Origin of the sequence: Micromonospora sp. NPDC005324 (assembly GCF_040607155.1) — a bacterium.
GTDB lineage: Bacteria > Actinomycetota > Actinomycetes > Mycobacteriales > Micromonosporaceae > Micromonospora > Micromonospora trifolii.
Genome location: NZ_JBEXGE010000121.1, coordinates 1 through 1,505, shown reverse-complemented (window position 1 = coordinate 1,505; position 1,505 = coordinate 1). Strand labels below are relative to the sequence as shown.

1 protein-coding gene is annotated in these 1,505 nt (G+C 66.0%); it reads left to right on the top strand.

Annotated elements, in window-relative coordinates; genetic code table 11:
- The first annotated feature begins 146 nt into the window (after positions 1-146).
- Positions 147-1,472 (top strand): IS4 family transposase, encoded by a 1,326-nt coding sequence (locus tag ABZS40_RS36670; RefSeq protein WP_354949331.1) that lies wholly within the window; start codon positions 147-149, stop codon positions 1,470-1,472.
- The last annotated feature ends 33 nt before the right edge of the window (positions 1,473-1,505 follow it).

Genomic DNA, 1,505 nt, shown 5'->3' with positions numbered 1-1,505 from the left:
CAACGCCGTTCAGTTAGGGCGGTGGGCGGCGTGTCAAGGCGTGTCTGGGACGTGAAGCAGCGGAGCTCCGGTATAGAGGGTGGTCACTCTAAGACGCCCTGACACCTGGAGCTCCGCTGGCAGATCAGATTGCCATACCTCGTGCGGTGACGGTAGCCGCTGGGGTGTTCGCGCCGGGTCATCTGGGCGAGCTGACCCGGCTGGTGCCCTTCGAGATGGTCGATGATGTTCTGGCCACGACCGGGCGTACCCAGTCGCGGGTCCGGCTGTTGCCGGCGCGGGTTGTGGTGTATCTGCTGCTCGCGGGATGCCTGTTCGCCGAACTCGGCTACCGGCAGGTGTGGTCGAAACTCACCAGCGGCCTGCGTGGTCTACCGATCGTGGCACCCAGTGGCAGCGCGTTACGTCAGGCCCGGCAACGCCTCGGCCCGCGACCGGTGCGGGCCTTGTTTGACCTGCTCCGCGGTCCTGCCGCGACGAGCGCTCCGCAGGTGCGCTGGCAAGGTCTGCTGCTGACCGTGATCGACGGCACGACCCTGGTCGTCGCGGACTCACCGGCGAACACCGACCGATACACCAAGCATCGCTGCGCCAACGGTAGTTCCGGGTATCCCCAACTGCGGTTGAGCGCCGTACTGACCTGCGGCACCCGGTCGGTGATCGATGCCGTGTTCGACCCGATCAGCGTCGGTGAACTCGACCAGGCCCGGATGCTGACCCGCGGCCTGCAACCAGGAATGCTGCTGCTGGCCGACCGCAACTACGCCGCCGCCGACCTGCTGACCACCATCGCCGCGACCGGCGCGCATCTACTGATCCGCAGCAAGGCCAACCGCCGCCTGGCGATGATCGCCCGCCTATCCGACGGATCCTGGCTGTCCAAGATCGGCGCCCTCACAGTCCGGGTCGTCGAAGCCCGGATCAGCATCACCACCACCGCGGGCACCCACACCGGCGACTACCGACTGATCACCACCCTGCTCAACCCACACACCCATCCCGCCACCGAGCTGATCCGGATCTACCACGAACGCTGGGAAATCGAGACCGCCTACCTCGAACTAAAATCCTCAATCCTCGCCGGACGCGTGTTACGCGCCCGCACCCCCGACGGCATCGACCAGGAAATCCACGCACTGCTCATCGTCTACCAGCTCTTACGCACCGCCATGGCCGACGCCACCGACAGCCAACCCGGCCTCGACCCCGACCGAGCCAGCTTCACCACCGCCCTCAACACCGCCCGCGACCAAGTCGTGCACGCCGACGGGATCATCGCCGACACCGTCATCGACCTCGTCGGCGTCATCGGCGCCCAGGTACTGGCCAACCTGCTACCCGAACGCCGCCTACGCACCAAGACCCGCATGATCAAACGCTCGAACTCCAAATACCAAGCCCGCGGCCCGAACATCGACCGACACAGCTACAAAGCCACGACCAGCATCGACGTCATCAGCCCCGACCCTTGACACGCCAACCGCGGCCCTAACTGAACGGCGTTG